A 23429-nucleotide genomic window follows, 5' to 3' on the forward strand; every position below is an offset into this window, starting at 1 on the left:
AAAATATGCAAAAAAGAAAATACCCCATCGGGGTATTTTCTTTTTTTGCTCCCGGAGCCTTGACATATACCCTATGGGGGTATATAATGCGGCACAGAAAGCGAGGGATCAGCCATGGAGACTTGCGGCTGTCACAGAACGAAAGAACGGTCGGAGGAGGAGTACAAGCGGCTCATCCACCGGCTTAACCGGATCGAGGGCCAGATCCGGGGCATCCGGGGCATGGTGGAAAAAAGCGCCTACTGCCCGGATATCCTGGCCCAGGTGGCCGCGGCCAACGCGGCCCTCAACGCCTTCAGCAAGGAGCTGCTGGCAAACCACATCAAAACCTGCGTGGCCCAGGATATCCGCGCAGGGAAGGATGAGACCATTGACGAGCTGCTGGTGACGCTGCGCAAGCTGATGAAGTGAGCGGCGCACCGCACAGGAGGAAACTATGGAACAATATCAGGTCACGGGCATGAGCTGCGCCGCGTGCAGCGCCCGTGTGGAAAAAGCGGTATCGAAGGTGCCGGGGGTCACGGGGTGCTCCGTGAGTCTTTTGACCAACTCCATGGGCGTGGAGGGCAGCGCCGACCCGGCGGCGGTCATTGCCGCCGTGGAGCAGGCGGGCTACGGTGCCGCAGTCAAGGGCGCGGCGCAGACAGCGCCGTCTCCGGCGGCCCAGGAGGAGGCTCTGGCAGACCATGAGACGCCCCGATTGAAGCGGCGGCTTCTGGCGTCCCTTGGGTTTTTGCTGGTGCTCATGTATCTTTCCATGGGGCACACCATGTGGGGCTGGCCCCTGCCGTCCTTTTTCGAGGGCAACCCGGCGGCCTTGGGCATCACCCAGCTGCTGCTGACGACGGTGATTATGGTCATCAACCAGCGGTTTTTCATCAGCGGCTTCCGGGGGCTTTTGCACCGCTCGCCCAATATGGATACACTGGTGGCGCTGGGGTCCGGGGCATCCTTTGTGTACAGCGTGTACGCCCTGTTCGCCCTGACTGCGGCGCAGGCCCGGGGAGACAGCGCTGCCGCCATGGGATATCTCCACGAGTTCTACTTTGAGTCGGCGGCTATGATCCTTACCCTCATCACCGTAGGCAAGATGCTGGAGGCCCGGTCCAAGGGCAAGACCACCGATGCCCTCAAGGGACTCATGAAGCTCTCGCCCAAGACGGCCACGGTGGTACGGGACGGAGCGGAGCAAACCGTCCCTGTGGCCCAGGTTCGCCGGGGCGACGTGTTTTTGGTGCGGCCCGGGGAGAGCGTCCCCGTGGACGGTGTGGTGCTGGAGGGCGAGAGCGCCGTGGATGAGTCCGCTCTGACCGGGGAGAGCATCCCCGTGGATAAAGCTGCCGGGGACAGCGTGTCCGCTGCCACGGTGAACCGGTCCGGGTTCCTCCGGTGCGAGGCCACCCGGGTGGGGGAGGACACCACTCTGGCCCAGATCATCCGCATGGTCAGCGACGCGGCGGCCACCAAGGCTCCCATCGCCAAGATAGCCGACCGGGTGTCCGGCGTATTCGTGCCGGTGGTCATGGCTATTGCCGCCATTACCACAGTGGTGTGGCTGCTGGCCGGGCAGAGCGTGGGCTTTGCCCTGGCACGGGGCATCTCCGTGCTGGTGATCTCCTGTCCCTGCGCCCTGGGCCTTGCCACGCCGGTGGCCATCATGGTGGGCAGCGGCATGGGCGCCAAGAACGGCATCCTCTTCAAGACAGCCGTCTCCCTGGAGGAGATGGGCAAGGTGAACATCGTGGCCCTGGACAAGACCGGAACCATCACCAGCGGACAGCCTGCGGTGACGGACCTGATCCCGGCGGAGGGCGTCACGGAGGAAGAACTGCTGAGGCTGGCCTATGCCCTGGAACAGTACAGCGAGCATCCGCTGGCCCGGGCCATTTTGCAGGCGGCCCAGGAGCGGAAGCTGCCGCCGGAGCCGGTGACAGAGTTCCAGGCCCTGCCCGGCAACGGCCTGACGGCCCGGCAGGACGGCGCGGTGCTCTGGGGCGGAAGCGTGGATTTCATCGGCGGGCGAACGGCCCTGCCGGAGCAGATGAAACGCGCGGCGGAGCGCCTGGCAACGGAGGGCAAGACGCCCCTGGTGTTTACCCGGGATGAAAAACTGCTGGGCATCATCGCCGTGGCGGATGTCATCAAGCCCGACAGCCCCGATGCCATCCGGCAGCTTCGGAACATGGGCGTGCGGGTGGTCATGCTCACCGGCGACAACCAGCGTACCGCCCGGGCCATCGGCGCCCAGGCGGGCGTGGACGAGGTGGTGGCCGGCGTGCTGCCCGACGGCAAGGAGCAGGTGATCCGCCAGCTGCAGCGCCAGGGGAAGGTGGCCATGGTGGGCGACGGCATCAACGACGCCCCGGCCCTGACCCGGGCCGACATGGGCGTCGCCATCGGTGCCGGTGCGGACGTGGCGGTGGACGCGGCAGATGTGGTACTGGTGAAAAACCGCCTGAGCGATGTGCCGGCGGCCATCCGCCTGAGCCGGGCCACCCTCCACAACATTCACGAAAACCTGTTCTGGGCGTTTTTCTATAATGTGATCGGCATTCCTCTGGCGGCGGGGGTCTGGATCCCGCTGCTGGGCTGGCAGCTCAACCCCATGTTCGGGGCGGCGGCCATGAGTCTTTCCAGTTTCTGCGTGGTGACCAACGCGCTGCGTCTGAACTTCTTTGATGTGCACAGCACGAGGCGCGATCATAAAATCAGACAAAAAAAGGAGAAAAAAACCATGGAAAAGACAATGAAAATTGAAGGCATGATGTGCGGACACTGCGAGGCCCGGGTGAAAAAGAGCCTGGAGGCCGTGCCCGGCGTGGAGGAGGCCGTGGTGAGCCACGAGCAGGGAACCGCCGTGGTGCGCCTGAGCGCTCCGGTGGCCGACGATGCCCTCCGCACGGCAGTGGAGGCCCAGGACTACAAGGTGGTCTCCATCGCGTAAGTCCGACTGCAGAAGGGAGCCGCTTGGCGCGGCTCCCTTTACTTTTTCCGCTGGGGCGATGGATGCGGCGGCAAAAAAACGGGATTTTCCAGGCACCGGAGGGGAAAAAGGGGGAAAACCATGGCTTGACAAGCCGGTTGGATACCTTTATGATAAAGAACACATACCAAGATAGAGGGGGACACTGTCTCCCTATTTTCCATGGAAAGGAGTCAGTGGAAATGGAGATCATTACCAGCCGCAGCAATGGGCTGTGTACGCATCTGCGGAAGCTCTCCGCCTCCGGCTCCTATCGCCGCAGGTGCGGAGAGTTTCTTTGCGACAGCCCCAAGCTGCTGGAAGAGGCGCTGGTGCACCACGGACGAGTGCGCACGGTGGTGTACACGGAGGGGACGGCGCTGCCGCCGCTGCCGGAGGGAGTCCGGCTGGTACAGGTGCCTGCGGATGTGATGGCTTCCGTCTCTCCGGCCCAGACGCCCCAGGGGGTGCTGTCTGTGTGCGCCATGGCGCCCCAGACGGTGCCTGCCAAGCTGGAGGGGGCGGTCTACGTGGTGCTGGATGGAGTACAGGACCCCGGCAACGTGGGCACCATCCTCCGCACGGCGGACGCGTTGGGCGCCGACGGCGTCTTTTTGCTCCGCGGCTGCGCGGATCTCTATAACCCAAAGACCGTCCGGGCCACCATGGGGGCCCTGTTCCGTATTCCGGCGTGGACCTGTGAGCCGGAGGACCTGCGTGCCCTGCTGGACGCAAGCGGCATCCCCCTCTACGGCGCCGCGCTGCGCCGGGATACGGTGGACGCCCGGACGGTGGACTACCGCCGGTGTGCGCTGGCCATCGGCAGCGAGGGCCGGGGCCTTTCCGAGACAATGCTCTCCCTTTGTGACCGGACCATCCGCATCCCCATGCGGGAGCGGTGCGAATCCCTCAACGCCGCCGCCGCGGCCACGGTCTTGCTGTGGGAAGCGGCCCGGGAGCGGTGAGAGGAGGCGGGGACGTGCTCAAATACTGGCTGTGGCTTTGCACGCTGCCGGGACTGCGCAATCAGACCCGGCTGGCGCTGGTGCGCCACTTCGGGTCCCCGGAGGCAGTGTTCTACGCCGACCGGGAGGAAATCCTCCTGACGGAGGGAATCACCCTGGAACAGGCCGACTGCCTGAAAGACCGGAACCTTACCCGGGCCGAACGGGTGCTGGGCCGGTGCGAGGAGCTTGGAATCACGCTGCTGACCATTCAGGATGCGGCCTATCCCAGGCGGCTTTACAATATTTACGATCCGCCGTGCCTGCTCTATGTGCGGGGACGGCTGCATGCTTTTGACGAGGAGGCGGTGATTGCCGTAGTGGGAACCCGCTCCTGCACGCCCTACGGGATTTCCTGCGCCGAAAAGCTGGGCTGCGGTCTGGGGCAGGGCGGTGCCGTGGTGGTCAGCGGTCTTGCAGCAGGCATTGACAGCGCCGCATTGCGGGGCGCGCTCCGTGCCGGCGGACGGGTGGCGGCTGTTCTGGGAAACGGGCTGGATGTGGTCTATCCCAAGGAAAACCGCTACCTCTACGAGGATGTGGCCGCCGCCGGGTGCCTGCTGAGCGAATACCCCCCGGGAACCCGGCCCATCGGCAGCCACTTTCCCCACCGCAACCGGATTCTCTCCGGACTGGCGCTTGCCACGCTGGTGGTGGAGGCACCGGTCCGCAGCGGCGCACTGATCACCGCCGGGACTGCGCTGGAGCAGGGACGGGATGTGCTTGCCGTCCCGGGCCCCATCGACGCGCCGGCCAGCGCCGGATGCAACCAGCTCATCCGCGAGGGTGCGGGACTGGTGAGCGACGCGTGGGACATCCTGCGGGAATATGAGGGGCGCTTCCCGGAAAAGCTCCATCCGTGTGAGCCGGACGGGCGGCCCCAGGCAGTGGGATACCAGGCCCGTCAGCAGACGCCGGAAAAACCGGCGCCGCCGCCCACTGTGCGCGCCGCGGACCGGAATCTGACGGACGACCATACGGCGCTGCTGCGGACGCTGGGAGACAGCGAGCCCATGCTGGTGGATGACCTGATCGAGCAGACGGGCCTTCCCACCCGGCGGGTGCTCTCGGCCCTGACCATGCTGGAAATTGAAAACCTGGTGGAACAGCACAGCGGGAAACGCTATACCCGCACCGTGACACTGATTGAATAAATCGGCAAAAAATATGCGCCCTGCGGGGCGCCTGGAGGTAAATATGGCAGAATACAGCCTGGTCATCGTGGAGTCTCCCGCGAAGGCCAAGACCATTGGAAAGTACCTGGGCAAGGACTTTGAGGTAAAGGCCTGCATGGGCCACCTGCGGGATCTGCCCAAAAGCACCCTGGGGGTGGATTTGGAGCACGACTTTGAGCCGGTCTACAAGCCTATCAAGGGAAAAGAGGATATTATCAGCGATTTGAAGAAGGCGGCCAAGGGCGCCAAGATGGTCTACCTCGCAACCGACCCGGACCGGGAGGGAGAGGCCATTTCCTGGCATTTGAAGCAGCTTTTGAATCTGCCCGACGACAAGACCCGCCGGGTGACCTTCAACGAGATCACCAAAAAGGTGGTCCAGGAGAGCATCCGCCAGCCCCGGGGTATCGACCAGGATCTGGTGGACGCCCAGCAGGCTCGCCGCATTCTGGACCGGATCGTGGGTTATGAGCTCAGCCCTCTGCTGTGGAAAAAGATCCGTCGGGGCCTCTCCGCCGGGCGGGTGCAGTCTGTTGCCACCCGCATGGTGGATGACCGGGACCGGGAGATCGAGTCCTTCCAGCCGGAGGAGTATTGGACGCTGGACGCCAATCTCACCGGCAGCGATGTCAAGAAGATCCCCTTTGCCGCCCGGTACCACGGAAAGAACGGAAAGAAGGCGGAGCTCAAGTCCGAGGCGGAAGTGGACGCCGTGGTTCATGAGACGGAGAACCTTCCCTTTACGGTCAAGTCCGTCAAGCGTGCGGATAAGCAGCGCTCCCCCTCTCCTCCCTTCACCACCTCCACCATGCAGCAGGAGGCGTCCCGGAAGCTGTCCATGACGCCCCGGCGCACCATGGCCATTGCCCAGCAGCTCTACGAGGGCGTGGACATCGAAGGTGAGGGCACGGTGGGCCTTATTACCTATATGAGAACGGACTCCCTGCGGATTTCCGAGGAGGCCATGGCCGCCGCCAAGGAATTCATTGTGGGACGTTACGGCAAGGAGTACTATCCTGCCCGTCCCAACCACTACAAGGCCAAGGCCAGCGCCCAGGACGCCCACGAGGCCATCCGTCCCAGCAATGTGAACTGGACGCCGGAGATGCTGAAAAAGGATCTGACCGGCGAGCAGTACCGGCTCTACCGGCTGGTTTGGAGCCGGTTTGTGGCCTGCCAGATGGCCAACGCCGTCTATGACAGCGTCTCCGTGGACATCGAGGCGGGGGCCCACAGCTTCCGCACCAGCTCCTCCAGCCTGAAGTTCTCCGGCTACACCGCGGTGTACGAAGAGGGCCGGGACGAGGAGAAGGAGGAAAAGGAGTCTCCTCTGCCTGCCCTGCAGGAGGGGGAGGTGCTGGAGCTCAAGAATTTCAGCCGGGACCAGCATTTCACCCAGCCTCCTGCCCACTATACCGACGCCACGTTAATCCGCGCCATGGAGGAGCAGGGCATCGGCCGTCCCTCCACCTACGCGCCCACTGTGTCCACCATTCTGGATCGGGAGTACGTCATCAAGGAGGGCAAGTACCTGCACATCACCAACCTGGGCCGGGTGGTCACGGCGCTGATGAAGGAGAAATTCCGGGACATTGCCGACCTTCAGTTCACGGCCCATATGGAGCAAAAGCTGGATTCGGTGGAGGAGGGAACCACCCCCTGGAAGGACGTGCTGCGGGAGTTTTACGGGGATTTTGACAGGGATCTCAAGCAGGCGGAAAAGGATCTGGAGGGAACCCGCATCAAGGTGCCCGACGAGGTCAGTGAGGAGATCTGCCCCGAGTGCGGACGCAATCTGGTGGTCAAGTCCGGCCGGTTCGGCCGCTTTTTGGCCTGCCCGGGTTACCCTGAGTGCAGCTTTACCATGCCGCTGGTGGTGGAGATGCCCGGTCGCTGCCCCAAGTGCGGCGGGCGCATCATGAAGCGCACGGGCACCAGCAAAAAGACCAACAAGCAGTATACCTACTACTGCTGCGAGCATGTGGGCAGCAAGGACGAGGCTAACCGCTGTGACTTCATGACCTGGGACGTGCCGGTGAAGGACGACTGCCCCGTGTGCGGACAGACCATGTTCAAAAAGGCGGGCCGGGGCTTCAAAAAGCCCTTCTGCATCAACCCCAACTGCCCCAACTTCCTGCCGGAGGACAAGCGTGGCTATCCCCGGAAAAAGACGGAGACGGCGGATGCCGAGGCGGAGACTGCGCCGGAGAGCGGGGAAGCTGCTGAGGCGAAGAAGCCTGCGGCAAAGAAATCCGCAGCAAAGGCCACGGCTGCCGGGTCCGCCGCGGGAAAGACCGCTTCTGCGGCGAAAAAAACTGCCGAAAAGAAGACCGCTGCAAAAAAGACAACCGCAAAAAAGACAGGGGCCAAGGCGGTGAAAACGGCCAAGACCAAGAAGGCCGCAGAGAAAGCAGCGGAAGAGGCATAAGGCGCTTTGCGCTTTTGGAATCTGACAAAGGAGAAAATCTATGAATGTAACCGTCATCGGCGCGGGTCTGGCCGGCAGTGAGTGCGCCTGGCAGCTGGCCCAGCGGGGCGTTCAGGTAACCCTGCGGGAGATGAAGCCGGAGAAAAAAACCCCGGCCCACGTCACGGAGGACTTTGCGGAGCTTTGCTGCTCCAACTCGCTGCGCAGCGATCAGCTGGAAAACGCCGTGGGACTTTTAAAAGAGGAAATGCGGCGGCTGGGAAGCCTGATCCTCTCCTGCGCCGACGCCACCCGGGTGGAGGCCGGCGGCGCACTGGCGGTGGACCGCCACGGCTTTGCCGCTTTGGTGACGGAGAAGATCAAAAGCCATCCCAATATCACGGTGGTTCCCGGTGAGGTGACGGACATCCCGGAGGGGGAGGTGGTCATCGCCTCCGGCCCCCTGACGTCCGACGCCCTGGCGGAGCGTCTCCAGGCCCTGCTTGGCGCGGAGAGCGATCTGCACTTTTTCGACGCGGCGGCGCCGCTGGTGTCCGCCGAGAGCGTGGATATGGACAAGGCCTGGATGGGCTCGCGGTACGACCGGGGCACGGCGGACTATGTGAACTGCCCCATGACGGAGGAAGAGTACGACGCGTTCTGGCAGGCATTGACCACCGCCCAGGAGGCGGAGGTCCACGGCTTTGAGGACAAAATGGTCTTCGAGGGCTGCATGCCGGTGGAGGTCATGGCCCGGCGGGGGCACGACACCCTCTGCTACGGCCCCCTCAAGCCCCGGGGACTCAAAGATCCCCGCACGGGGAAGGAACCCTACGCAGTGGTGCAGCTGCGGCGGGACAACGCCGACGGCACCGTCTATAACCTGGTGGGCTTCCAGACCCACCTGCGTTTCCCGGAGCAGCGGCGGGTATTTTCCATGATCCCTGCCCTCCACGACGCGGAGTTCCTCCGTTACGGCGTCATGCACCGCAACACCTTCCTCAACTCTCCCCGGCTGCTGGACCGGTACTACCGGCTGAAAAAGGAGCCGCGGATTTCGTTTGCCGGGCAGATGACCGGTGTGGAGGGCTATGTGGAGTCTGCGGCTTCCGGTTTTCTGGTAGGCGTGGAGACCGCCCGCCGGCTTTTGGGACAGCCGGCAGTGGACTTCCCCCAGGAGACGGCCATCGGCGCCCTGGGACTGTACATCTCCAACCAGTCCGTCACCGCCTTCCAGCCCATGAACATCAACTTCGGCATTATGCCGCCTCTGGGCTACAAGGTCAAGGGCAAGCGCAATAAGAACGCTGCGCTGTCCCAGCGGTCCCTGGACATTATCGATCAACTGAAAGAGGAGGTTCTGCCATGAAGATCATTGTGGACGCCATGGGCGGCGACAACGCCCCCCTTGCTCCGGTCCAGGGCGCGCTGGAGGCGCACCGGGCCTGCGGCGTGGACATTTTGCTGGTGGGCCGGGCGGCGGAGGTGCTGCGGGCTCTGGAGCAGTGCGGCGAGAAAACGCTGCCGGCCGGCGTGGAGATCCGGGACGCCAGCGAGGTGGTGGAGATCGCGGACGATCCTGCCACGGCTTTCAAAATGAAAAAGGACTCCTCCCTGACCGTGGGACTGAATCTTTTGAAAGAGGGCAGCGGGGACGCGTTTGTCTCCGCCGGCTCCACCGGTGCCTTACTGGCAGGTGCCACGCTGCTGGTCAAACGGATCAAGGGCATCCGCCGGGCGGCCCTGGGCCCCAGCCTTCCGGTGCTGGGGGGACAGGCCACCTTGTGCGACTGCGGTGCCAACGCCGAGTGCACACCGGAGTACCTGCTGCAATTTGCCTTCCTGGGCAGCTTCTACGCCAAGAAGGTGCGGGGCATCGCCTCTCCCCGGGTGGGCCTTTTGAACATCGGCGCCGAGGAGGAAAAGGGTGATACCCTCCGCCACGAGACCTTTGCCCTGCTGCAAAAAGCCCAGGAGGAGGGCCGCATCAACTTCATCGGCAACATCGAGGCCAACGACGTGATGCTGGGCGGCGCCGACGTGGTGGTCTCCGACGGCTTCACCGGCAACGTGATGCTCAAGACCCTGGAGGGCACGGCAAAGTTTTTGCTCAAGGAGCTCAAGGGCGTGTTTCTGACCAGCACCAAGACCAAGCTGGCCGCTGCCATGGTGAGAGGAGAGCTGGGTGCCCTCAAGCGGCAGGCAGACCCGGGCGAGGTGGGCGGCACGCCGTTTCTGGGCATTTCCAAGCCGGTCATCAAGGCCCATGGCGGCTCGGATGCCACAGCCATCAAAAACGCCGTGCTGCGGGCCAAGGAGTACGCGGAGAGCGGCTTCATCCAGGAGATCGAGGCAAATATCGATTATATGCGCGTGCGGCCCCAGGCGTAAAAAATTTGATTTGGTATTGACACCGGCGCAGTGGTTGCCGTATGATTACCCCAGCAAGTATTTCCATTAAGGGGTGGATCGTTCTATGCCGATCGAGGATATTTTTCAGTCAATGCGGGAACTGGTGGCCGAGCACTTTGAGGTCAACCCGGAGGAAATCACCATGGACACCGAGTTCGAAGGTGACCTGGGCGCGGATTCCGTGGATGTGGTGGAACTGGTCATGAGCGTGGAGGACACGTTCGAGATCGGTGAAACCCCGGAGGACGTGGTAACGACCTTGAAGACTGTGGGCGACGTGGTCAACTACATCGCCGGGAAACTGGAAGATTGAGTCTGGAACGCCCCGCTTTGTGCGGGGCTTCCTTGTGAGGTGCGATATGCAGGAGCTGGAAAAGAAACTGAATTATACATTCCGGGACCCCGGACTGCTGAGCGAGGCGCTGAGCCACAGCTCCTATGCCAACGAGCACCGCTCCGCAGGCCGCCGCAGCAACGAACGGCTGGAGTTTTTGGGAGATTCCGTGCTGGGATTTGTGACGGCGGAGTTCCTCTTCCTCCACCATCCGGACCTGCCGGAGGGGGATCTGACGCGGATCCGGGCCGCGCTGGTGTGTGAGCAGAGCCTCTATGAGGTGGCCCGCAAGCTGGATCTGGGTGCCTATTTGAAGCTGGGACGGGGCGAGGAGGCCGGCGGCGGCCGGACCCGTACTTCCATCCTGGCCGACGCCACGGAGGCGGTGTTTGCCGCCGTGTATCTGGACGGCGGCATCGGCGCCGCGTCCGCCCTTATTCACCGGGTGCTGCTGGATGCGGAGAAGGAAGAGGCGGTGGAAGAGCGCCGCCGGGACTACAAGACCGCCCTGCAGGAGCTGATCCAGCGGCAGGCGGACCAGGTGCTCAGTTACCGGATGATCGGCGAGGAGGGCCCTGACCACAACAAGACTTTCCAGGCCCAGGTGCTGCTCAACGACCAGCCCATCGGTACCGGCTCCGGCCACAGCAAAAAAGAGGCGGAGCAGTCCGCCGCCCGGGACGCCCTGAGCCGTCTGGAATGACCCCACAAGAGAAAAATACCCTGGGAGAGCCGCTTCGGCGGCTCTCCTTGCTTTCGGGAAATACCGCTGGAATTTTTGCCCCGCCCATGCTATACTGACTTCACTATGAGCGAATTTAGGAGGCTTTGCCTATGTCTTTGCTGTCGTCCGTGATCCTGGGACTGATCCAGGGAATCACCGAGTTCCTGCCCATCTCCAGCTCCGGCCACCTGGCCATTGCCGAGCATCTTCTCCACACCACCGGTACGGAGGCACCGGAGTTTTTTGACGTGCTGCTGCACCTGGGCACGCTGGTGGCGGTGTTTATCGCCTATTGGTCCGACATCCGGGATATGATCCTGGAGCTGATCGCCGGGGCCCGGGATCTGGCCCGCCGCTCCACGCCCAACCCGGTCCCGCCGGCCCGGCGGATGATCCTGCTCATCATCGTGAGCACCCTGCCGCTGTTTGCGGTGCTGCCGGTGAAGAAGCTGGTGGAGGGCCTGGCGGACAACATGTACTTTGTGGCCGGGGCGCTGCTGGTCACCGGCTGCCTGCTCTTTGCCAGTGACCGGGTGAAAAAGGGCCGCAAGACGGAAAAGTCCGCCACACTGCTGGACGCGCTGATCGTGGGCATCGGTCAGGCCGTTGCCACCTGCCCGGGCATTTCCCGCTCCGGCACCACCATTACCGCCGGGTGCTTTGTGGGCTTTGACCGCAAGTTCGCCGTGCGCTACTCCTTCCTCATGTCCATCCCCGCCATTCTGGGGGCCAACCTCCTCAGCCTGAAGGATGCTTTTGAGGTTGGAATCATCTGGGCGGACGTGCCGGTGTATCTGGTGGGTGTGGTGGTGGCCGCCGTGGTGGGCTACGCCTGCATCCGCCTTTTGAAGATGATCGCTGAAAAGGGCCGCTTCGGCTTTTTCGCCTACTACTGCTGGATCGTGGGTGCACTGACGCTGATCATGACCCTGGTTCAGAACTGATGCTTTATTGTCCTAAGGAGGTTTAACGTGGCTGCCGCACAAAAGAAATCCACTGCAGCAAAGAAAAAAAGTACATCCCGCAGCGGCTCCAGTCGGGCGAAAAAACCGGCGCCCCCGCCGCAAAAGCCCATCCGCCGGGAGGTCTGGGGCGTGGTGTTCCTGGTCCTGGCCCTGTGTGTGGGCGTCAGCTACTTCGGTATCCGGGCCATTTTCATCGACTGGTTTGCCCTGCTTTTGAAGGGCCTGATCGGCTACGGCTATTATCTGGCGGGCCCGGCCTTTTTGCTCTCGGGCCTCATTTTGCTTTTCCATCACGGCCGCCCCGTCCAGCTGCGGGTGACCTGCGCACTGGTGATGCCCGTGCTGCTGGGCTGCCTTTGCCATATGGTCTTGTGCAAGGTGGATTTCCCAGCCTCTGCCGGGGCCTTGAAGCAGTTCTGGCAGACGGGCACCGACCTGCTCTCCGGCGGCGCCGTTTCCGGCACCATTGCGGAGGGCTCCGTGCGGGTATTCTCCAAAGTGGCTTCCATCATCGTCTTTACGGCGCTGCTGGTGGCGGCGGGGATGGTGTCACTGCGGGTGACGTTCCATGCAGTCATGGAAAAGCACCGCAGCCGCCCGCAGTATGAGCCGGAGGAGCCCCGCATCCATGTGGAGCCTCTGGAGCCGGCGCCCCGCGCCGCCGGGAGAAGCCGCGCCGTCATCGACATTCCCCTGGACGAGCCGGAGGCGCCTCAGCCCCAGGAGGAGAAGCGGGAGCCCGGCAAGTTTACCGGCTTTTTCCGCCACAAGTCCGACCAGCAGAAAACGCCGGATCAGGTGCTCTGTGAGCCGGAGCAGCCGGAGCGGAAGAAAGAGAAGAAAAAAACGCCTGCCATCCCCGCTGCTGCGGAAGAGCCGGTTTCTTCGCCGGTGGTCCCTGTGGTTCCTGCGCCCGCCCCTGTATCTGCCCCTGTGATCGAACCCAGGGCGGCTGCGGAACCGGTTCCCCCCCCGGAGGAACCGGTGATGCCGGCCAAAAAGGAGAAGGCGACCCTGGCCCGGGAGGTGGCGGAGCAGACGGCGGCTGTTACGGCGGAGATCCAGCAAAAGCTCTCTGCCGGGGAAGACGCTTACCAGTTCCCGCCCATCACGCTGCTGGAGGAGGGCAAAGCGGAGAACTATGCCGCCGCCGGCGCGGAGCTGCGCAACAACTCCCGCCGTCTGGCGGAGACGCTCACCAGCTTCGGCGTGGATGCCACGGCCGGAGACGTGATTCACGGCCCCGCCGTCACCCGCTACGAGTTCGTGCTGGACCAGGGCGTCAAGCTCAGCAAGATCACGAACCTGTCCGACGACATCGCCCTGGCCCTGGGCGCCACCGGCGTGCGGATCGCGCCCATTCCGGACAAGATCTCCGTGGTGGGCATCGAGGTGCCCAACAAGACTGTGACGCCGGTGCTCATCCGGGAGGTGATCGAGTCCCGGACCTTTACGGAGCACAAGTCCAAGGTGGCCTTTGCCCTGGGCAAGGACATCGGTGGACGGTGCATCGTGGGCGACATCGAAAAGCTGCCCCACGTGCTGATCGCCGGTACCACCGGTTCCGGTAAGTCTGTGTGCACCAACTCGCTGATTGTGAGCCTCTTATATAAATCCACCCCCGATCAGGTCCGCTTTATCATGGTGGACCCGAAAATGGTGGAGCTGGCGCCCTACAACGGCATTCCCCATCTGCTCATCCCCGTGGTGACGGACCCGAAAAAAGCTGCCGGCGCGCTGCAGTGGGCCGTATTTGAGATGATGAAGCGGTACAAGACCTTCTCCGAGCACGGTGTGAAGAAGCTGGAGGAGTACAACCGCCTGGCCCGTACCAGTGACGAGCTGGAGACGCTGCCCAGCGTGGTGGTGGTCATCGACGAGCTGGCCGATCTGATGCTGGTGGCTGCCAAAGAGGTGGAGGAGTCCATCTGCCGGGTGGCCCAGATGGGCCGTGCCGCCGGCGTGCATCTGGTCATCGCCACCCAGCGTCCCTCTGCGGACGTGATCACCGGCCTCATGAAGGCCAACATCCCCAGCCGGATTGCCTTTGCCGTGGCGTCCTCCCTGGAATCCCGCATCATTCTGGACAACACCGGCGCGGAAAAGCTGGTGGGCAAGGGCGACATGCTCTATGCTCCCCTGGGGGCCGGAAAGCCCACCCGGGTGCAGGGCTGCTTTATCTCCCCGGAGGAGATCGAGCGGGTGGTAACCTTTGTCAAGCAGACCGGCGAGGCCCACTACTCCGATGAGGTCATGGCCAAGATTGAGGAGTCTGTGCAGGAAAAGGACAAGGGCAGTTCCAAGGCTGCTGCGGCGGATTCCGGCGACGACGAGGGCGACGAGCTGCTGCCCGCCGCCGTGGATGTGGTGCTGGAGACGGGACAGGCCTCCGTATCCATGCTGCAGCGGCGGCTGAAGCTGGGCTATTCCCGGGCGGCCCGTCTGGTGGACCAGATGGAAGAACGGGGGATCGTGGGCCCGTTTGAGGGCTCCAAGCCCCGTCAGCTGCTCATTACCCGGGAAAAGTGGCAAGAGATGCAGATGGGCTCCGCCCCGGAGGCGCAACCCCCTGCGGACAGCGAGACGTGAGTTTTTTTCGCTTCCATCTTGACAAACCCGGCCGATGACGTATAATGTTGAAAGTATAAAAGCGATGACAAAGCCAGCTTCGGATACGAGGCACTCAGCGAGGGGGAACGGGTGCAAGCCCCCGGCCCACGGTGCGAAGCAAGCCACTTTGGAGCAGTCCGCGATGAGCGGAACGGTTCATCCCCGTTATGGGATGGCATGAGATGCCCTTTTTCAAGGGCAGATCAGGGTGGTACCGTGGAAGTATCTTTCGCCCCTGACGTCAGTCAGGGGCGTTTTTTTATTCCCACAGGCGGCGTACCTGTCAGCGCCGCTCTCTGTGCCCAGGCATCGCAAAACAAATTCAGGGAGGCAACCATTATGAAATTTTCCAGCAAGATCCAGCGGTGCGAGCTCTCGCCCGTACGCAAGTTTTACCCGTATGAGAAGGCGGCGGAGGAAAAGGGACTGACCATTCACCATCTGAACATCGGCCAGCCCGACATTGAGACGCCCCGTGAGTTCTTCGATGCCGTGGCCCATTTCAGCGATTCTGTCCTGGCCTATGCCCCCGCTCCCGGCGAAAACTGCTTCCTGGAGGCCACCCAGCGATACTATGAGAGCCTGGGCTTCCACATCTCCTGCGACGATATCCTGGCCACCTACGGCGGCAGCGAGGCGCTGCAGATCGTGCTCTCCTGCATCCTGGAGGAGGGAGACGAGGTGCTGGTGCCTGAGCCCTTCTATCCCAACTACACCACTTTTGTGAACATTACCGGCGGCCGTATCGCCCCCATCCCCACCTCTCCCGAGCAGGGCTACCGGTTTGCCACCCGGGAGCAGATCGAGCCCCGGATCAACGAGCATACCCGGGCCATCCTCATGACCAACCCCGGCAACCCCACCGGCGTGGTGCTTACCCGGGAAGAGATGCGGCTCATGGCCGACATTGCCAAGGAGCACAACCTGTTCCTCATCAGCGACGAGGTCTACCGGGAGATCGTCTACACCGGCGCGAAGATCAGCTCCATGCTGGAGATGGAGGACGCCGCCGAGAACGTGGTGGTCATCGACTCCGTGTCCAAGCGGTTCTCCGCCACCGGCGCCCGGGTGGGTGCCCTGATCTCCCGGAACCGGGAGCTGATGGACCAGGCCATGAAGCTGTGCCAGGGCCGCCTGTGCACCGCCACGCTGGATCAGGTGGGCGCCGCCGCCATGTATGACCGGCTCAAGCCCGAGTACTACACCTCCGTGCGGGAGGAGTACCGTCGCCGCAAGGACGCCGTGGTGGACGCTCTTTCCAAGATCCCCGGTGTGGAGTTCCGCAGCCCCGAGGGCGCTTTCTACCTGATGGTGACGCTGCCGGTGGACGATGCGGAGAAGCTGCAGTACTTCCTGCTCCAGGAGTTCCAGGACAATGGGGAGACTGTCATGGTCACTCCCGCCGAGGGCTTCTACACCGATCCGGCCCTGGGCCGCAACAAGGTGCGTATTGCCTACGTGACCAATCCGGAGGATGTGACCCGGGCTGTGGAGCTGCTGGGCCTTGGTATCCAGGCCTACAACGAAAAGCAGGGCCGCTGACATGATCCGGCATATCGTCATGTGGAAATTCCGCCCCGGTACGGAGGCGGAGCAGGATCAGTTCCTCGATGGCCTGCGGGGATTGCAGGGAGTCATCCCCCAGCTGCGATCTTCCCAGGTGGCCCGGAGCGTGGGAGCGGACAATTACGATGCCGTCCTGGTGAGCGAATTTGATTCGCTGGAGGACCTGGAGGCCTACAAGCACGATCCCCGGCACGTGGCGGTATCCTCGCTGTGCAAGTCCATCCGGACTGACCGGGTGGCGGTGGATTACGAAATCTGAACATCAGGACAAAGAGGCATCCCGGCCGCGAAAGGCTGCCGGGGTGCCTTTTTCATGGGGAAGTGTGAGATGATCACATACAGCGCCGGAGAAAGAGAATAGAATATAAATCACACCGCGGCTTTGCCGCGCAGAAAACAGGGGGGAGATCCATGTTGTCCAAGAGAGTTGCCCATGTGCAGGCGTCCCGGTGTGTGGCCTGCGGAGCATGCGCCAGGGAGTGTCCCAAAAGCGCCATCCGGGTATGGCGGGGCTGCCGGGCCCAGGTAGAACCGGAAGTTTGCGTGGGCTGCGGAAAATGCGCCCGGGTGTGTCCCACCGATGCTGTGACGGTGGGGATGCGGGAGGAATCGGTATGAGAAAAAAACGCTGGTACGATTATCTGTGGGTGTGGTCCATCGTCTATTTCGCCCTGGGCTTTTTCAATATCCTCTTTGCCTGGCTGGGGATGATCGACTTTTTGCTGCCGCTGCTCCTGGCGATCTTCGGCGGCAACAAATTCTTCTGCAATCACCTGTGCGGCCGGGGGCAGCTGTTTTCCCAGTTGGGAGGTGCGTGGAAGTGCTCCCGCTGCCGTCCCACGCCCCGTTGGATGTACTCCAAGTGGTTCCGCTACGGCTTCCTGGTCTTTTTCCTGGCCATGTTTTTGAATATGGTGTTCCAGACCTATCTGGTGGCCGCCGGCGCCGCCACGCTGCGGGAGGCCGTCAAGCTCTTCTGGACGTTCCGGGTTCCCTGGGGATGGGCCTATACCGCCGGCACCGTGCCGGACTGGGCGGCTCAGTTCAGCTTCGGCTTTTACGGTTTGATGCTCACGTCGCTGCTGCTGGGCCTCTTGGTCATGGCAGTGTATAAACCACGCACCTGGTGCGCATTCTGCCCTATGGGGACGATGACCCAGGGAATCTGCAAAATTAAAAATCGGGAGGATTCCCACAAATTTTCGTAAATTCTGTTAAGATTTCGTAAAGACTTGACGAAACGTGCAAAATTGTATATAATTTCACCCTGCCGGATCGGCGGTTCTGTGCGCCATATACGGACACAGAAAATCCGGCAAAAAAATATAAAGAGGGGAATTCGTATCGTGGAAGAGAAAAAATTCCAACCCTACGTCCCGGCAGACAAGGTCATGCCCGAGTTCACGGTGGTATCCGTGGTTCTGGGCGCCATTCTGGCCATCGTCTTCGGCGGGGCAAACGCGTACCTGGGCCTGCGTGTCGGCATGACCGTTTCGGCCTCTATCCCGGCGGCGGTGATTTCCATGGGAATCATCCGCAAAGTCCTCAAGCGTGACTCCATTCTGGAAAACAACATGGTCCAGACCATCGGCTCTGCCGGTGAGTCCGTGGCCGCCGGCGCCATCTTCACCCTGCCGGCGCTGTTCATGTGGGCCAAGGACGGCCTGTGTGACGTGCCCTCCCTGGTGGAGATCGGCCTGATCGCCCTGTGCGGCGGCGTGCTGGGCGTGCTCATGATGATCCCCCTGCGCAGCGCGCTGATCGTCAAGGAGCACGGCGTGCTGGCCTATCCCGAGGGCCAGGCCTGCGCCGAGGTGCTCATTGCCGGCGAGGAGGGCGGCGCCAAGGCGTCCACCGTGTTCTCCGGCCTTGGCATTGCGGCCTTCTACAAGTTCATCACCGATGGACTGAAGGTGTTCCCCAGCGAGATCACCTACGACATCCCCGCCTACAAGGGCTCCGGCATCGGCATCGACGTGCTGCCCGCCCTGGCCGGCGTGGGCTACATCTGCGGCGCCAAGGTGTCCTCCTACCTCTTTGCCGGCGGCCTGTTGGGCTGGTTTGTCATCATGCCCCTGATGGTGCTCTTCGGCAGCGACCTGATTTTGTTCCCGGTCACCGACATGACCATCGGTCAGCTGGTGGCGAAGGATGGCGTCTCCGCCCTGTGGAGCAATTACCTGCGCTACATCGGCGCCGGCGCTGTGGCCTGCGGCGGTGTGCTGAGCCTCATCAAGTCCCTGCCCCTTATCATCCGCACCTTCAAGGATGCCATGGGCGACTATGCCAAGGGCCGCGGTGAGGCGAGCTCCCTGCGTACCGAGCAGGATCTTCCCATGAAGGCGGTGCTGCTGGGCGTGCTGGCGGTGGCCGTGGTGCTGTGGCTGGTGCCCGCCATCCCCCTGAACCTGTTTACTGCCCTCATCGTCATCATCTTCGGCTTCTTCTTTGCCACAGTGTCCTCCCGCATGGTGGGTCTGATCGGTTCTTCCAACAACCCGGTCTCCGGCATGGCCATCGCCACGCTGCTGATCTCCACCCTGCTGCTCAAGGCCACCGGCTCCACCGGCATTGAGGGCATGACGGCCGCCATCGTTATCGGCGGTGTCATCTGCGTCATCGCCGCCATCGCCGGCGATACCTCTCAGGATCTGAAGACCGGCTTCCTAGTGGGCGCTACTCCCCGCAAGCAGCAGATCGGCGAGATCGTGGGCGTGGCCGTGTCCGCCGTGGCCATCGGCGCGATTTTGTACCTTCTGAGCATGGCTTGGGGCGGTTACGGCTCCGATGCCCTGCCCGCTCCTCAGGCGACGCTGATGAAGATGATCGTCGAGGGCGTCATGGGCGGCAACCTGCCCTGGAACCTGGTGCTGGTGGGCGTATTCGTCGCGTTGGTGGTGGAAGTGCTGGGCATCCCCGTGCTGCCTTTTGCCATCGGTCTGTATCTGCCCATCTACCTGTCCGTTCCCATGATGCTGGGCGGCGCGCTGCGCTGGTTCCTGGAAAAGCGCAAGTACGCTTCCGAGAAGGACAAGGACAATGTGGTCCAGTCCGGCGTGCTCTACTCCTCCGGCCTCATTGCCGGCGAGGGCATCGTGGGCATCCTGCTGGCCGTGCTGGCCATCATCCCCGCCGGTATGGATGCTGAGGGCAATGCCCTGTATGTCAGCGATAAGATCGACGTCAGTGGTCTGTTCAGCATCGGTCAGATCGGCGGCCTGGTGGTCTTCGCCCTGCTGCTGGTGACGATCTACTGCTTTGCCACCAAGGACCAGAAGAAGTCCAAATAACCATTGCTTTCCCAAGGGCCGGGCTGTATACTCTGGTATGCAGCCCGGCTTGGGCTATCAGCAAAAAGGAGAAGCGACATGTCCAAAAAACAAGCGGAGAACTATCTGGACTTCGTACCGGTACAAAATCCCCACAACACCTGGAGCGAGGACGGAGGCATCGTGACCATCCACATGGTCCATCGGGGCTTTTACGACCGCCTGGCCCAGAAACTGTTCCACACCCCGCCGGTGAGCCACATCCAGCTGGACGAGTACGGCAGCTTCCTGTGGCAGCGGATTGACGGAGAAACATCCGTTGGCACGCTGGCCGATGCGCTGCGGGAGGAGTACGGGGAAAAAGCGGAGCCTCTGTACGACCGTCTGGTGCAGTATATGCAGATCCTGCGCAACAACCGCTTCGTCCTCTTCCGTGGAAAGGACAAGGTGAAGCCGTGAGCATGGGGCAGATCATTCTGGGCATCGTGCTCTTTGCGCTGGTGACGGCGGTGCTGTATGTGTGGGGCCTGAAAAAGAGCATGACCCAGCAGGAGGACCTGGACCGGGCCCTGCTGCGTAAGAGCGCGGAGCGGGTAAACCGCTATTTGAAAGCGCATGATACCATCGACCGGGCGGAGATGGCCCGGCTGGTGGAGGGCGTCCGGGCGGGACTGTTCTGGTCCCGGTCCCGGGCCGGCGTTCGGGACGGAAAGAAGTTCGTTCCGGAACTGATTGAGTATATGACGGAGCGGCAGCTGCTGGAGGAGGTCTCCCGCGGCCGCTATCGCCGTAAGCCGTAAACGGCATTTTGAAAGGAGCATCCGAACATGAGCGTATTGGAACAGCTGGAACCGAAGAGCGTCATGAGCTTTTTTGAGCAGATGTGCGCTATTCCCCACGGTTCCCGGAACACCAAGGCCATCAGCGACTGGTGCGTGGACTTTGCCAAGCAGCGGGGTCTGGAGTATCACCAGGACAAGGCCAACAATGTAATCATCATCAAAGAGGCCACCCCCGGCTATGAAAACGCCGAGCCGGTGATTTTGCAGGGCCATCTGGACATGGTGTGCGAAAAGGCCCCCGGCTGCACCAAAGATATGGAAAAAGAGGGACTGGACCTGGCGGTGGACGGCGACTATGTCTACGCCAAGGGCACCACGCTGGGCGGCGACGACGGCATTGCCGTGGCCATGGCGCTGGCGGTGCTGGATGCAAAGGACCTGTCTCATCCCCGGGTGGAGGCTGTGTTCACCACCGACGAGGAGATCGGACTGCTGGGCGCGGCAGCGCTGGATGTGACGCCCCTGAAGGGCCGCAAGATGCTGAACCTGGACTCTGAGGTGGAGGGCGTCTTCACTGTTAGCTGCGCCGGCGGCAATACCAGCACCTGCGTGCTGCCTGTTGTTCGCGCGCCCTTTGCCGGCACCGCCCTGACCATCCGGGTGGAAGGCCTGACCGGCGGCCACTCCGGCTCGGAGATCCACAAGGGGCGGGCCAACGCCAACATGGCCCTGGGCCGCGTGCTGCAGGCGGCGGCAAAGCGCTGCCAGCTGCGGATCCAGAGTGTGGAGGGCGGATTGAAGGACAACGCTATCCCCGTGTCTGCCAAGGCCTGCGTGGTGGCTGAAGATGCATCTGCCGTGCGTGATGCCGCAGCGGCCATGGAGGCGGCGCTGAAAAACGAGTTCCGCACCACGGACCCCAAACTGGCTGTACAGGTAGAGGATGGCTGCGGTGAGACGGTTCCCCTGGATGGTGCTGCTACGGAGAAAGTCATCTGCATGCTCACATGCCTCCCCAACGGCGTGCAGGCCATGAGCAGCGAAATTGAGGGCCTGGTGCAGACCTCTTTGAACCTGGGCATCCTCACCACTACGCAGCAGGAGGTCCGGGCCTCGTTCTGCGTGCGCAGCAGCGTGGATTCCCAGAAGGAGATGCTGAAAGACCGTCTGGTGACCCTGATGGGCATTCTGGGCGGCAGCGTGACCTTTGCCGGCGACTATACCGGCTGGCAGTACAAGGAGGACTCTCCTCTGCGGGAGCTGATGGTGGAGGTCTACCGGGAGCAGTATGGCATCGAGCCCAAGGTGGAGGCCATCCACGCGGGGCTGGAGTGCGGCCTGTTTGCCGGCAAGATGCCCGGGCTGGACTGCGTGTCTATCGGCCCCGACCTGCTGGAGATTCACACCTGCCGGGAGAAGATGAGTGTTTCCTCTGTGCAGCGTCTGTGGCGCTTTGTCACCGAGGTGCTCAAGCGGTCCAAGTAAAAATGAAAAGCGTGTGTCCTGCGGGACACACGCTTTTTTTATTTCAGCTCTGTGTATTTGTCTGCCCGGCCACGGGCCTTTTCTACCGGGTATTTCTCCTCGTTTTTGGAGACCTTTTCGTTCATGATCTCGTCCAGGTCCATACCGCATACGTCCGCCATCAAAATACAGTAGCTGAGGACGTCTGCCAGCTCCTCCCGGATCTTGTCCCGCTTTTCCTCGCAGTAAAGGTCGGTGCCGCTCCACTGGAATACTTCCAGCAGCTCGGCGGCCTCCAGGGAGAGGGAAATGGCCAGGTCCTTGGGTGTGTGGAACTGGAGCCAGTCCCGCTCGTCCCGAAAGCGCAGTACGCGCCGGATCGTCTCATCCCGCAGCATGGCGCCCTCCTTACCCGCGAACGGCCCAGCGCAGCTTCGTGGAGCGTGCACGTGGATTCTGGAAGCACTCCTGGGCAGACGGACGGATCACATCCTCTGAGATCTCGGAAAAGACGCCCTGCCGCAGATATTGCCGGAAGGCCTGCTTCACCAGCCGGTCCTCACCGGAGTGGAAGGTGAGGATGGCTGCCCGGCTGCCGGGCTTCATGACGCTGGGGAGTTTGTCCAGAAAGCTGTACAGGGATTCAAACTCGCTGTTGACGTCGATTCGCAGGGCCTGAAACGTCCGCTGACAGGACTTTTTCACCGCCTCTTTGCGCTCGGATGGAGGAAGAAAGGATAACGCCCCTTCGATGACGGAGGCCAGCTGTCGGGTGGTGTCGATGGAAATGCCCTTTCGGAACGTCTGCGTGATGGCTTTTGCAATGCGCTGGGCATAGGGCTCATCTGCGTTTTCCACCAGCATGGCTTCCAGCTCATCAGTGTCCAGTTCCCTGAGACGCTGGGCGGCGGTAATACCGGAGGTGGGGTCCAGACGCAGGTCCAGCGGCCCGTCCTGTTTGAAGGTGAACCCTCGCTCGGGGTTGTCGATCTGCATGGAGGATACACCCAGATCCGCCAGGACAAAGTCAAAGAGGACACCGGGAGCCACCTGATCCAACTGGGCGAAGTTCATGCGCCGGATGGTCAGGATATCCTCTCCGTAGCCAAGAGCAGCCAGACGGGCTTTCGTTTTTTCGGATTCCACCGGGTCCACATCCGTGGCATAGAGGTGGCCGCTGCCCTGAAGCTGCTCCAGCATTTTGCGGGTATGGCCGCCGTAGCCCAAGGTGGCGTCATAGCCGGTCTGGCCGGGCTGAATCTGTAATACCTCCAGAATCTCCTTTACCATAATCGGGACGTGCATGCCTGCCGGCGTCTTGCCGCTGCGCAGGATCTTCTCAACCTGGTCCTGGTATTTTTCCGGGTTGAGCTCCTTGTATTTGTCTTGGAAGCGACGGGGGTGGGTGCCGGAATAGCGGACCCGGCGCTTGTGGGGCTGTTCCATGGTATCAACTCCTTTATTCATATGGTTATGATAGCATAGAAGCGGGGAAAAGAGAAGCTGGAAGAAAAAAGCGAAAAAAGAGGAAAAAAGTAGTTGACAAAAGGAGGGTGGTATGGTAATCTAATCAAGCTGTCGCCGCGGTGAGCACCGCGGCAGAGAGGAAATGAAAAAAGTACTTGACAGTACACACAAGATGTGGTAACATAAAAAAGTTGCCGCATACGGCAGAGAAGCGAAAGTTCAAAGACTTCTGAAAAAAGTTCTTGACAAAGCTTCCTGAGTGTGGTAAACTTAAAAAATTGCTGATGA

General features: G+C 62.0%; 21 protein-coding genes. 19 read left to right on the top strand and 2 right to left on the bottom strand.

Annotation, left to right across the window (positions count from 1 at the left end; translation table 11 throughout):
• The first annotated feature begins 114 nt into the window (after nucleotides 1-114).
• The 19 genes from QZS13_RS05925 to QZS13_RS06015 all read left to right on the top strand — a co-directional run bounded on the left by QZS13_RS05925 (nucleotide 115) and on the right by QZS13_RS06015 (nucleotide 21695).
• The gene (locus QZS13_RS05925; RefSeq protein ID WP_295586851.1) at nucleotides 115-411 is read left to right on the top strand and encodes a metal-sensing transcriptional repressor; all 297 of its coding nucleotides are present in this window, start codon (nucleotides 115-117) and stop codon (nucleotides 409-411) included.
• A gap of 25 nt (nucleotides 412-436) precedes the next feature.
• Nucleotides 437-2944 carry a heavy metal translocating P-type ATPase gene (locus tag QZS13_RS05930; RefSeq protein WP_295586853.1) on the top strand — a complete coding sequence of 836 codons (2508 nt, stop codon included), beginning with the start codon at nucleotides 437-439 and terminating at the stop codon, nucleotides 2942-2944.
• 221 nt (nucleotides 2945-3165) lie between these two features.
• Nucleotides 3166-3927, top strand: a complete 762-nt coding sequence (locus QZS13_RS05935) for an RNA methyltransferase (protein ID WP_295586856.1) — start codon at nucleotides 3166-3168, stop codon at nucleotides 3925-3927.
• Nucleotides 3928-3941: 14 nt separating this feature from the next.
• Nucleotides 3942-5120, top strand: a complete 1179-nt coding sequence (dprA, locus tag QZS13_RS05940) for a DNA-processing protein DprA (RefSeq protein WP_295586858.1) — start codon at nucleotides 3942-3944, stop codon at nucleotides 5118-5120.
• Between the two features lie 43 nt (nucleotides 5121-5163).
• The gene (topA, locus tag QZS13_RS05945; RefSeq protein ID WP_295586860.1) at nucleotides 5164-7569 is read left to right on the top strand and encodes a type I DNA topoisomerase; all 2406 of its coding nucleotides are present in this window, start codon (nucleotides 5164-5166) and stop codon (nucleotides 7567-7569) included.
• A 40-nt stretch (nucleotides 7570-7609) separates the two neighbouring features.
• Complete coding sequence (gene trmFO, locus QZS13_RS05950; RefSeq protein WP_295586862.1) at nucleotides 7610-8917, top strand: methylenetetrahydrofolate--tRNA-(uracil(54)-C(5))-methyltransferase (FADH(2)-oxidizing) TrmFO; 1308 nt, start codon at nucleotides 7610-7612, stop codon at nucleotides 8915-8917.
• Nucleotides 8914-9939: a phosphate acyltransferase PlsX gene (gene plsX, locus QZS13_RS05955; protein WP_295586864.1), complete on the top strand. Its 1026-nt coding sequence runs from the start codon at nucleotides 8914-8916 to the stop codon at nucleotides 9937-9939. Before trmFO ends, plsX begins: the two co-directional genes overlap by 4 nt.
• Before the next feature lie 85 nt (nucleotides 9940-10024).
• On the top strand, nucleotides 10025-10273 hold the full coding sequence (gene acpP, locus QZS13_RS05960; protein ID WP_295586867.1) for an acyl carrier protein: 249 nt from the start codon (nucleotides 10025-10027) through the stop codon (nucleotides 10271-10273).
• 46 nt (nucleotides 10274-10319) lie between these two features.
• The gene (rnc, locus tag QZS13_RS05965) at nucleotides 10320-10997 is read left to right on the top strand and encodes a ribonuclease III (RefSeq protein ID WP_295586869.1); all 678 of its coding nucleotides are present in this window, start codon (nucleotides 10320-10322) and stop codon (nucleotides 10995-10997) included.
• 131 nt (nucleotides 10998-11128) lie between these two features.
• Nucleotides 11129-11962, top strand: a complete 834-nt coding sequence (locus tag QZS13_RS05970) for an undecaprenyl-diphosphate phosphatase (RefSeq protein ID WP_295586871.1) — start codon at nucleotides 11129-11131, stop codon at nucleotides 11960-11962.
• Nucleotides 11963-11989: 27 nt separating this feature from the next.
• A complete protein-coding gene (locus QZS13_RS05975; RefSeq protein ID WP_295586873.1) occupies nucleotides 11990-14572 on the top strand; it encodes a DNA translocase FtsK in 2583 nt (860 codons plus the stop codon).
• Nucleotides 14573-14932: 360 nt separating this feature from the next.
• On the top strand, nucleotides 14933-16135 hold the full coding sequence (locus tag QZS13_RS05980; protein ID WP_295586875.1) for a pyridoxal phosphate-dependent aminotransferase: 1203 nt from the start codon (nucleotides 14933-14935) through the stop codon (nucleotides 16133-16135).
• 1 nt (nucleotide 16136) lies between these two features.
• Nucleotides 16137-16418, top strand: a complete 282-nt coding sequence (locus QZS13_RS05985; RefSeq protein ID WP_295586877.1) for a Dabb family protein — start codon at nucleotides 16137-16139, stop codon at nucleotides 16416-16418.
• Between the two features lie 152 nt (nucleotides 16419-16570).
• Nucleotides 16571-16777, top strand: coding sequence for a 4Fe-4S binding protein (locus tag QZS13_RS05990; RefSeq protein ID WP_295586879.1), 207 nt, complete (start codon nucleotides 16571-16573; stop codon nucleotides 16775-16777).
• Nucleotides 16774-17367: a 4Fe-4S binding protein gene (locus tag QZS13_RS05995; protein WP_295586881.1), complete on the top strand. Its 594-nt coding sequence runs from the start codon at nucleotides 16774-16776 to the stop codon at nucleotides 17365-17367. The genes QZS13_RS05990 and QZS13_RS05995 overlap by 4 nt, the downstream gene beginning before the upstream one ends.
• Nucleotides 17368-17505: 138 nt before the next feature.
• Nucleotides 17506-19449, top strand: a complete 1944-nt coding sequence (locus QZS13_RS06000) for an OPT family oligopeptide transporter (protein WP_295586884.1) — start codon at nucleotides 17506-17508, stop codon at nucleotides 19447-19449.
• Nucleotides 19450-19527: 78 nt separating this feature from the next.
• Nucleotides 19528-19887, top strand: coding sequence for a PqqD family protein (locus QZS13_RS06005; protein ID WP_295586886.1), 360 nt, complete (start codon nucleotides 19528-19530; stop codon nucleotides 19885-19887).
• A gap of 2 nt (nucleotides 19888-19889) precedes the next feature.
• Nucleotides 19890-20228 carry a hypothetical protein gene (locus tag QZS13_RS06010; protein WP_295586888.1) on the top strand — a complete coding sequence of 113 codons (339 nt, stop codon included), beginning with the start codon at nucleotides 19890-19892 and terminating at the stop codon, nucleotides 20226-20228.
• Nucleotides 20229-20255: 27 nt separating this feature from the next.
• A complete protein-coding gene (locus QZS13_RS06015) occupies nucleotides 20256-21695 on the top strand; it encodes an aminoacyl-histidine dipeptidase (RefSeq protein ID WP_295586891.1) in 1440 nt (479 codons plus the stop codon).
• 38 nt (nucleotides 21696-21733) lie between these two features.
• Here the strand turns inward: QZS13_RS06015 and QZS13_RS06020 are convergent, their stop codons facing one another.
• Both QZS13_RS06020 and rsmH read right to left on the bottom strand, forming a co-directional pair.
• Nucleotides 21734-22072 (bottom strand): nucleotide pyrophosphohydrolase, encoded by a 339-nt coding sequence (locus tag QZS13_RS06020; protein WP_366557941.1) that lies wholly within the window; start codon nucleotides 22070-22072, stop codon nucleotides 21734-21736.
• Between the two features lie 10 nt (nucleotides 22073-22082).
• On the bottom strand, nucleotides 22083-23120 hold the full coding sequence (rsmH, locus tag QZS13_RS06025) for a 16S rRNA (cytosine(1402)-N(4))-methyltransferase RsmH (protein WP_295586893.1): 1038 nt from the start codon (nucleotides 23118-23120) through the stop codon (nucleotides 22083-22085).
• Nucleotides 23121-23429 lie beyond the last annotated feature (309 nt).

The organism is uncultured Oscillibacter sp., from assembly GCF_900546705.1.
Classification (GTDB): domain Bacteria; phylum Bacillota; class Clostridia; order Oscillospirales; family Oscillospiraceae; genus Oscillibacter.